This window comes from Kordia sp. (genome assembly GCF_022447245.1).
Taxonomy (GTDB): Bacteria; Bacteroidota; Bacteroidia; order Flavobacteriales; family Flavobacteriaceae; genus Kordia.
In genome coordinates this window covers 1-9761 of sequence record NZ_JAKVBC010000067.1, presented here as the reverse complement: position 1 = coordinate 9761, position 9761 = coordinate 1, and the positions used below count along the sequence as shown (strand labels likewise).

The following is a 9761-nucleotide window of genomic DNA, read 5'->3' as shown; positions in this document are numbered from 1 at the left end:
CATTACATATATTGGCACAGGAGAATTCCCAATTACATATAAGGTATAAATTAATATTTAAGCTATTCTCGACTGGCTCGAATTAACATATTTAAAATCATTCGTAATTACGAAAGCATCGTTTCAAACCATTCATACAATTGACCTTTCGTAATAGTTGAACCTTGTTGTAGTAAAGCAAATTTATCCGCATTTCTATCGTCTGAATATGCTTTATTTGCCGTTAATATTTCCACTTCTTCAGTCGTGTAGTTTTCGCGTAACCATTGAAAACCTTCTTTGGTTGTAATATCAATTGCTTCATTTAAGATCTTGACCGCTATCAATTTCATTTCATCTTCACGCAAGTGAAATAAATACATGTGTTGCGATGAAATATTTTCCAAGAACTTTGCTTGTGTTAATACACCTTCCCACACCAAATCACTAAATACATCTATTTCTTGTTCTGCAACTTCAGGTTTATCAGTCTTGAGCTTTGCCCATTCATCAGCTGTAATGGATTGTGTCGCTAAGAAATTAATGAATTCTTGGCGTAATTCTTCTAGTTGTTCTTTTGTAAGTCTTGCGTATTTCATTGCTTTTAAAAATAAAGAGTGCAAATTTACAATTATTCAAAATGCTAGCATAAAAAAAGCCACTCAAATTGAGTGGCTTCATATTGTAACGATATACGTTATTATTTTGCTTCTGCAATAACTTCGAATGGTAAATCTACAACTACACTTCTGTGTAATCTTACTTTCGCTTCGTATTTACCTGTTCGCTTTACGTTTCCACCGATTACTTTGATGAATTTCTTCTCAATTGCGTGACCAGCTTTGCTTAAAGATTCTGCTAAATCAATATTATTAACTGATCCGAATAATTTCGTTCCAGCTCCTGTTTTTGCAGTAATTTTAATTTCTAAGTCTAACAATGCTTTTGCAGTTGCGTTAGCCTCATCTACTAATTTTTGCTCTTTATATGCTTTTTGTTTCAAGTTCTCTGCTAAAACTTTTTTAGCTGAACTTGTTGCTAATGTTGCAAATCCTTGAGGAATTAAGTAGTTTCTTCCGTATCCGTTCTTTACAGTTACGATATCATCTTTAAATCCTAAATTTTCAACGTCTTGTCTTAAAATAAGTTCCATAATCTGCCTATATTTTATTTTAACATATCGCCTACATACGGCATTAATGCTAAGTGACGCGCTCTTTTTACAGCTACAGACACTTTTCGTTGATACTTTAATGAAGTTCCTGTTAAACGACGTGGTAATAATTTCCCTTGCTCGTTAACGAATTTTAATAAGAAATCTGGATCTTTATAATCTACATATTTGATACCTGACTTCTTGAAACGACAATATTTCTTTGCCTTTTGCGTCTCTATATTTAGAGGAGTTAAATATCTAATTTCCCCTTCTTTTTTTCCTTTTGCTTGTTGTTCAATTGAAGACATAATTTCTTAAGCTTTAGCAGTTTTTCTATTTCTTCTCTTCTCAGCCCAAGCAATTGCATGCTTGTCTAATTTCACAGTTAAATAACGCATGATACGCTCGTCACGTCTGAATTCTAATTCATAAGGAGTAATGACTTCTCCTGGTGCTTGGAATTCAAATAGGTGGTAAAAACCACTTTTCTTGTGCTGAATTGGGTATGCTAACTTCTTTAGTCCCCAATCTTCTTTTGAAATCATTTTGCCACCTCTAGAAACAATGAAATCTTCAAATTTCGCTACTGTTTCCTTTATCTGAGTTTCAGATAAAACGGGATTTAAAATGAAAACAGTTTCATAATGATTCATAAATACTATTTTTAATTAAAATTGGGCGCAAATGTACTGTTTATTTGTTTTAATCCAAACAAAAACATGTCTTTTTTTTACAAAATTCTATAAAAAATCAGCAATAAATCCGCGTTTTTGTTGCGGTTTTGATTTATTTTTTATAACATTGCATGTACCCAAATTAGAAAAAATCGCTATTTCGCTTATGAAGCTTAACTGTATAATTGTTGATGATTCTTCTATCCAACGTATGGCTGTCGCCAAGTTGATATTAAATCATCCTTCCCTAAATCTAATTGCAGAATATAGCAACGCTATAGAAGCGAAGAATGGCCTAAAAACAAATAACGTAGATTTAATCTTTTTGGATATAGAGATGCCTGTTTTAAATGGATTTGACTTACTAGAGTCATTAAAAAATCCACCACAGGTAATCATGGTAACTGGAAAAACAGAATACGCTTTTAAAGCCTTTAATTATGATGTTACCGACTTTTTACACAAGCCTTTAACGAAAGAACGTTTTGACAAAGCCATTGCGCGTGCCCTTGACAAATCTAGCTACGGCGCGAAAAGTAACGAAGATGATGATCATATTTTCGTGAAAAGCAATTTGAAAAAGCGTAAAGTTATTTTAAACAGCATTAAGTGGATTGAAGCTTTAGGCGATTATGTAAAATTAGTGACTGACGAAAGCAATATTGTTGTACTATCTACAATGAAAGCTTTTGAGAAACAATTTCCTGAAAATAAGTTCTTAAGAATCCACAAATCTTATATTGTGAATTTAGATAAAGTAGATCGTTTTAACAGTAAAAATGTTGAAATTGCTGGTCAATTGATTCCTTTGAGCAGAAACAAAAAGGTAGAATTGTCAGAAGCTTTATCTAATATCTAGTCAACGACTCCGCTTAGACCTTCTTCAATTTTTTAAAAATCACAAAACTAATTTTGTTTAATTTTCTTACACAGAAGTTTAAACATCTTTTTGTTGAGAAAAGTTCAATTCTTACTTTTTGCATTACCTAACTAAATAGTATCTACATCAATTATAATTCGGACACTTCTATAATCTGAAATTGATAAGAAACTAGTTTTTATTCTCGTAATTACATCTTTGGTTTTAGCTAACGATTGTTGCTTTGGTATTTTCAGCAAGATATTTTTTAGATACAAATTTCGAATACGCGCTATTGGTGGGAATTCTGGCCCCAATACATTGTCGCCAAAACTATTTCGTAACGATTTTGCAAACCAAGCCGCACTGTCGTTCACACGATTGTATTCTTTGTGTTTGAGAGTAATTTTGATCAATCTATAAAAAGGTGGATAATGAAATTGCCTGCGATCGTTCAATTGATCCTTAAACATGTTTTCATAATCTCCAACAGAAACTTGTTGCAATATTTGATGATATGGATTGTAGGTTTGAACAATTACTTTTCCTCTCTTTTTGGTTCTTCCAGCACGACCAGCAACTTGTTGAATGAGTTGAAAACTACGTTCATGCGCTCTAAAATCTGGAAAATTTAGCATGCTATCAGCATTCATAATTCCTACCAAATTTACATTCCTAAAATCTAATCCTTTGGTCAACATTTGTGTTCCTACCAATATTTGGATTTCTTGCTGCTCAAACGAAGAAATGATTTTTTGATATCCATACTTACCACGAGTCGTATCTAAATCCATACGCCCAACCTTTACCTCTGGCAATAATTCTTTGAGCTCCTGCTCTATCTGCTGTGTACCAAAACCTTTGGTATCCAATTCATGACTTCCGCAAGCCAAACATTGCTGCTGCATCGCAATATGATGACTGCAATAATGGCAACGTAATTGATTTTTGTATTGATGATACGTTAAGCTAACATCACAGTTTGGACATTGTGGCGAATGTCCGCAGGTATTGCATTCAATGATAGGCGCATATCCACGACGATTTTGAAATAAAATAACTTGCTCACCGTTTTCAAGCGTTTCTTCAATTTCTTCCAATAATCGATCTGAAAAATGACCTTTCATTCGTTTTTTACGATGCTTTTCTTTGATATCTACCAATTCCATGTCAGGCATCAAAACATCCCCATAACGCCTTGTGATTGTTGCTAAAGCATACTTTTGCGTCATTGCATTATGATAGCTTTCTACACTTGGTGTCGCCGAACCCAATACAATTTTCCCTTGATGCATTTTTGCGAGTACAATTGCCGCATCTCTCGCATGGTATCTTGGCGCTGGATCATATTGCTTAAAGGAAGTTTCATGTTCTTCATCTGCTATGATTAAACCTAGATTTGAAAAAGGTAATAATAATGAAGAACGCGCTCCTAATACAATTTGCGCTTTGTTTTTGTTTTGAAGGACATTATTCCAAACCTCAACACGTTCATGAACAGAATATTTGGAATGATAGATGGCTACTTTTTCTCCAAAATACTGTTGCAAACGCGTGATTAATTGTGTTGTTAATGCTATTTCTGGTAATAGATACAAAACTTGTTTCCCTTTAGCGAGGACATCTTCTATGAGTTTTACATACACTTCTGTCTTTCCAGACGATGTAACTCCATATAACAAGCAAACGTCTTGTGTTTGAAAAGCCGTTTGTATGGTGTCATAAGCCTCTTTTTGATAGGAATTTAAAGCTTTGGAATCTTCAGTATCATCTCCGTTATATTCTATTCTATCTTTTTGAATGTAATATTCTTCTAAAACTCCTTTGTCTATTAACGCTTTAATTACAGATGAACTTGTATTGCTTTGTTTCGCTAGTTCTTTAACAGTAATAGGTCGCTTTGTACTTGCAGAAATCGAAAACAGAGTAAGTATAACTTCACGTTGTTTTTTAGCTCTATTGAGTGAATCTAAAAGTATTTGAAGACTTTCTTCACTGGTATAATTTGTATGTAGTTTTACATAGCGTACCAACTTTGGTTTATACTGTTCATAGATTTCCTCATATACCTGAATCACTTCTTTATCGATCAATCTTTTTAAGACTGGTAGCACATTTTTTTTACCCAGAATACTACTGATTTCTTGAATCTTTAATAATGCTTGATGTTGTAAGGCTTCAAAGATTAAAAATTCATCATCTTTCAATTGGCTTTCATCAACTTCTGCAGTTGAATATTTAGAGATAATCGTTTCACTTTCCAATAAAAAGGCACTTGGCACTGCCGAACGAAAGACTTCTCCCAAACTCGCCATATAGTAGCTCGCTATCCATTCCCAATGTTTTAATTGTTGAGCAGTAATTATAGGCTGCTCATCTAGAATTTGTTGAATTTCTTTCGCTTCATAAATTTCTGGAGCCGTTTGATGAATTTTGTACACTAAAGCTGTGTAAACCTTACTTTTTCCAAACGGAACTGCCACACGCATTCCTTGCTGTAGAAATTGTGCTTCGGCTCCTGAAATGCTATACGTAAAAAGTCGCTGAAGTGGAATTGGTAATATGACATCTATAAAATTCGCCATTATTCAAAGGTACATACTTTACATAAAAAAACCACTCATTTTTCAGAGTGGTTTTTTATGTTATTTTTTTGTGATTAGTTTACACGATACCAATTTTGAGTTCGGTAAAAAAATGCAACATAGCCACGTACATATAATTTGTTTTTATTATCAGAATCTAGCCAAATTTTACATTTGTATAGCTTTCCTTTTTCAGGATCTAGAATTTTTCCATCTGAATATTCATCATCATCTTTGGTCAATCCATCAATGATTTGCATTCCTAAAACTGGCTTATTTTTTCGATAATCCTTACATTTTTCACACAATCCGTTACGTTTAGAAGCGTCAATAATATCTACTACTTTTCCGTAAATCTTTCCATTTTGCTCATATATTTCTACGATAGACTTTGCCTCTCCAGTTTCATCATCGATAGTTTTCCATTTTCCAACAACACTTTGCGCAAAACCCAACTGCATACAAAATAGAAACAATACAATATATATGTAACTTGTTTTTTTGTACAATTTAGGTTTAGTCATTTCCTAACATTCCTTTTTTAAGCCTTTTGTCTGCTGGTTTACTTCCTAACCAAATACCAAAAAGTGCTTTTTTGAATTCTAATCCGGGAATAATTCCTTGTTCTTTACTGTTCTTATATACATACACACCTTTATCCTTGATGTAGGCTATATCAAAAATATCTCCATCATTAATTTCTTCACTAAAGAAGTTCTTAAACGTTTCTATTTTAGCTGCTATAGGCGCTGTATTTCCATTTGTTGAATTCTCAAAACCTTCATCAACAGCATTAATCATTTTTTTACTAGAAATCATCCCAGATGTAATGTATAATCTAATCACCATTGTTTCATCTGCAGTTCTGATATCATACGCATTACTTGATTTATTTTGTAAATACAATCCACCTGAGTAGAGTTTAAACCACGCTTTTTTACGCACACCAGCACCATTATATACAAGTTCTTGTCCATGAAAGTTAACGGTATCTGGTAAAGTTGCTGCTCCTACTTCGTGCTGTGCAGTTGCAACACTCATACCTACGATTAAAAAAGCGATAAACGCATAAATTGACTTTTTCATTTTCTATTGAGTTTATTTATAATTTTCGTTCGTAATATACTACTTTTTATTATGCAAACATAATAAATTTAGAGCTTCTCATTTTTGTTTTTCAACTTATCAATAGAAGCATTTAGCTCAAAACCTAACAGTAATATATTAGCATTTAACCAGATATACAACATTAATATCAGTAAAGCTCCTATAGAACCATAGAGTTGGTTGTATTGAGAAAAATTAGCAATATAAATTCCAAACAGGTACGATGTAAGTATAATTAGGATTGTTGTAAACAATGCGCCAATAGAAAAAAATCGTGCTATTTTTCCTCGCAATGTTCCAAAATAATACAAAATAGCTACGCCTATATATATCATACAAATCAGGAATATATAATGTGCTATATATACACCGATTCCAGCATTTTCGACGTCAGAACCGCTTAAATACGGTATGTATATATCTAAATATCCTAGTACGATAATGGAAAAAATCAATAACAATGCCAAAAGTAAACCGACACTTAATGCGTATAGATATTGCTTCAAGAAACTGCGTTTTTCATGTACATGATAAGAATTTTCAAATCCTGCAAAAATTGCACCTACGCCATTCGCCATTAAGAAGATAGACAGAAAGAAAGTTGTAGAAAGCAATCCGCCACGTTTATTGTTTACAATATCAATAATAATTTCATTCAAAAAAGCTCCTGATTCCTGCGGTAACAACGAAGTAATCGTTTCTATAAAATTCGCTTGAAAGTTTTCTACAGGCACATAGGGTAGTAAATTCAAAAAGAATAATAATGATGGAAATATTGCCATGAAAAAACTAAAAGCAATTGCTCCTGCTCGTGCGGTTAATGTACCATTGACAATACCTACAATGTACATTTCTAATAAGTCATACAAAGACAAACCTTCAAGTCCAGGTAGTTTTACTTTCTTCAACAACATTACAAGTATGTTGATGATTGGAATTTTGTCAAGTTTGTCTTCGATGTCTTTAGACATTATTCAACGGCTTTTAAGCTTAAGTCTAAATTGTATACTGAATGCGTCAACGCTCCTGAGGAAATATAATCCACACCACAAAGCGCATATTCACGAATGGTTTTTTCATTGATTCCACCTGAAGATTCCGTTAAACATTGATCGCCGATCATTTCTACCGCTTTTCGCGTATCTTCATAATTAAAGTTATCAATTAAGATTCTATAAACACCATCTGTTTTTAGTATTTCAACAATTTCATCCAAATCACGTGCTTCTACAATGATTTTTAAATCAAGTTCATTCTGTTTTAAATAATCTTTTGTTTGTGTAATTGCTTGCGTAATTCCTCCGCAAAAATCGATATGATTGTCTTTTAGCATGATCATATCATACAAAGCAAAACGATGATTTACACCGCCACCAATTTTAACAGCCCATTTTTCGAGTGCTCTAATTCCAGGCGTTGTTTTACGTGTATCTAAAATTTTTGTTGCTGTACCTTCTAATAATTGCACAAACATATTCGTTTTCGTTGCAATGGCACTCATACGTTGCATAGCGTTCAATACCAAACGCTCTGCTTTTAAAATTGATTGTGATTTTCCAGTTACATAAAATGCGATATCGCCATATTTCACTGTACTTCCATCTTCGATAAGCGTTTCCACTTCCATCTCTGGATCTACGTAGTTAAAGACCATTTTGGCAAATTCGACACCTGCAATAATTCCTTCATCCTTTACCAATAATTTTGCCTTTCCTATAGCTGTATTGGGAATACAAGCTAGTGAACTGTGATCGCCATCACCAACATCTTCTCTAATTGCGTTTGCTATAATTAACTCTAATTCTTTTTGAAATTGCGTTTCTGAAATCATTCTTTATAATAAATAGTAATTACATCAAAATTGCGAAGTTTATATTGCATATCCAAAATGTGTTACATAATTATTGGAAAATAAAAAAGCACCAGCTATATAAAGATGATACTACTATTAATGTTTACTAAGAATTTAAATCTATTCATGATCGTGACATTCCCATCCTAAACAATGTGATACACAGTCAGATTGTGATGCAGTAGATCTCCTCCTTTTACAGTCAGTGTATTTACTTTTGAAATTGTGTTTTTGTTAAACTTTAGTAAGTGTTATTCTTTTTTTTTTAATGATTAACTATTTTTTGATTGTGTAAGCAACGTAAGAATACTTCACGAGTTACGCTTAGGGCAAAACCATTGTTTCTATACACATAAAGTTTTTTTTAAATTCTGATTTTCTCAAAAACACAGATACGCAATTTCTTAAAAATTCCTTTATTTTTGAGGCATGAATATTAAGTTACTCGCTATTGGAAGAACTGATGATAAACAATTGCAACAATTGATCGATCAGTATGTAAAACGTTTATCACATTATATTAAATTTGATTTGGAAATTATTCCAGATTTGAAAAACACTAAAAATTTAAGTGAAGTACAACAAAAAGAAAAAGAAGGTGAATTGATTCTTAAAAAGTTATCTTCGTCTGATATATTGATTTTGTTAGATGAAAACGGAAAACAGTTCACTTCCGTAGAACTTTCAACCTATTTACAGAAACGCATGAATTCAGGAATCAAAACTTTAGTGTTCGTAATTGGCGGACCGTATGGTTTCTCTGAAAACGTTTACGCCAAAGCGCAAGGAAAAGTATCTTTATCAAAAATGACCTTTTCACACCAAATGGTACGTTTATTTGTTGTAGAGCAATTGTATAGAGCATTCACCATATTACGTAATGAACCGTATCATCATCGATAAAAAATTAGAATCCATGAAAATCGTATTTGCCACCAACAATCAAAATAAAGTCAAAGAAGTACAATCTTTAGTACCCAAAAACATCACTGTATTAAGTTTAAAAGATATTAATTGTGAAGATGATATTCCTGAAACACAGCCTACCATCGAAGGGAATGCCATTCAAAAAGCACAATACGTAAAAGAACATTATGGATACGATTGTTTTGCAGATGATACAGGCTTAGAAGTTCATGCTTTAAGCGGTGAACCAGGTGTTTTCTCTGCACGTTATGCCGGTCCACGACGAAATGCAGACGACAATATGAATAAATTATTGAATAATCTTCAAAACAAAGAAGATCGTTCCGCGCAATTCAAAACGGTCGTTGCATTGATTCTAAATGGAGAACAACATACATTTACAGGAATTTGTGAAGGAACGATCATCAAAGAGAAACGAGGCGACAAAGGTTTTGGCTATGATCCAATTTTTATGGCTGATGGTTTTTCAGAAACATTCGCTCAAATTTCGCTAGAAGAAAAAAATCGTGTGGGACATCGTGGGAAAGCGGTACAAAAATTGATTGGTTTTTTAAACACCAAAGCATAAACTATTTTGAAAAAATATAAAGTCTTACTTGTTTTACTTCCATTTTTTATTAAT

At 32.9% G+C, this 9761-nt stretch carries 12 protein-coding genes; 3 read left to right on the top strand and 9 right to left on the bottom strand.

Annotation, left to right across the window (positions count from 1 at the left end):
* Window positions 1–107: 107 nt before the first annotated feature.
* The 4 genes from MK119_RS23835 to rpsF all read right to left on the bottom strand — a co-directional run bounded on the left by MK119_RS23835 (window position 108) and on the right by rpsF (window position 1788).
* Window positions 108–578, bottom strand: a complete 471-nt coding sequence (locus tag MK119_RS23835) for a DUF6495 family protein (RefSeq protein ID WP_290684170.1) — start codon at window positions 576–578, stop codon at window positions 108–110.
* A 101-nt stretch (window positions 579–679) separates the two neighbouring features.
* Window positions 680–1132: a 50S ribosomal protein L9 gene (gene rplI, locus MK119_RS23830; protein WP_290684168.1), complete on the bottom strand. Its 453-nt coding sequence runs from the start codon at window positions 1130–1132 to the stop codon at window positions 680–682.
* A 14-nt stretch (window positions 1133–1146) separates the two neighbouring features.
* Entirely contained in the window at window positions 1147–1446 is a 300-nt protein-coding gene (rpsR, locus tag MK119_RS23825; protein WP_290684172.1) for a 30S ribosomal protein S18, read from the bottom strand.
* Between the two features lie 3 nt (window positions 1447–1449).
* Window positions 1450–1788, bottom strand: coding sequence for a 30S ribosomal protein S6 (gene rpsF / locus MK119_RS23820; RefSeq protein ID WP_290684166.1), 339 nt, complete (start codon window positions 1786–1788; stop codon window positions 1450–1452).
* A 187-nt stretch (window positions 1789–1975) separates the two neighbouring features.
* Between rpsF and MK119_RS23815 the strand changes: the two genes are divergently transcribed.
* Complete coding sequence (locus MK119_RS23815; protein ID WP_290684164.1) at window positions 1976–2668, top strand: LytTR family DNA-binding domain-containing protein; 693 nt, start codon at window positions 1976–1978, stop codon at window positions 2666–2668.
* Between the two features lie 131 nt (window positions 2669–2799).
* Here the strand turns inward: MK119_RS23815 and priA are convergent, their stop codons facing one another.
* From priA to nadC, 5 genes are all read right to left on the bottom strand, one after another.
* Window positions 2800–5253, bottom strand: a complete 2454-nt coding sequence (priA, locus tag MK119_RS23810) for a primosomal protein N' (RefSeq protein WP_290684163.1) — start codon at window positions 5251–5253, stop codon at window positions 2800–2802.
* A 74-nt stretch (window positions 5254–5327) separates the two neighbouring features.
* On the bottom strand, window positions 5328–5777 hold the full coding sequence (locus MK119_RS23805) for a DUF2147 domain-containing protein (protein WP_290684161.1): 450 nt from the start codon (window positions 5775–5777) through the stop codon (window positions 5328–5330).
* Window positions 5770–6339: a chalcone isomerase family protein gene (locus MK119_RS23800; protein WP_290684159.1), complete on the bottom strand. Its 570-nt coding sequence runs from the start codon at window positions 6337–6339 to the stop codon at window positions 5770–5772. Before MK119_RS23800 ends, MK119_RS23805 begins: the two co-directional genes overlap by 8 nt.
* A 68-nt stretch (window positions 6340–6407) precedes the next feature.
* A complete protein-coding gene (locus MK119_RS23795) occupies window positions 6408–7331 on the bottom strand; it encodes a YihY/virulence factor BrkB family protein (protein ID WP_290684157.1) in 924 nt (307 codons plus the stop codon).
* On the bottom strand, window positions 7331–8191 hold the full coding sequence (nadC, locus tag MK119_RS23790; protein ID WP_290684155.1) for a carboxylating nicotinate-nucleotide diphosphorylase: 861 nt from the start codon (window positions 8189–8191) through the stop codon (window positions 7331–7333). The genes MK119_RS23795 and nadC overlap by 1 nt, the downstream gene beginning before the upstream one ends.
* A gap of 450 nt (window positions 8192–8641) precedes the next feature.
* Between nadC and rlmH the strand changes: the two genes are divergently transcribed.
* Window positions 8642–9115, top strand: a complete 474-nt coding sequence (rlmH, locus tag MK119_RS23785; RefSeq protein ID WP_290684154.1) for a 23S rRNA (pseudouridine(1915)-N(3))-methyltransferase RlmH — start codon at window positions 8642–8644, stop codon at window positions 9113–9115.
* Between the two features lie 13 nt (window positions 9116–9128).
* The gene (locus MK119_RS23780; RefSeq protein WP_290684152.1) at window positions 9129–9707 is read left to right on the top strand and encodes a non-canonical purine NTP diphosphatase; all 579 of its coding nucleotides are present in this window, start codon (window positions 9129–9131) and stop codon (window positions 9705–9707) included.
* Window positions 9708–9761: the final 54 nt, after the last annotated feature.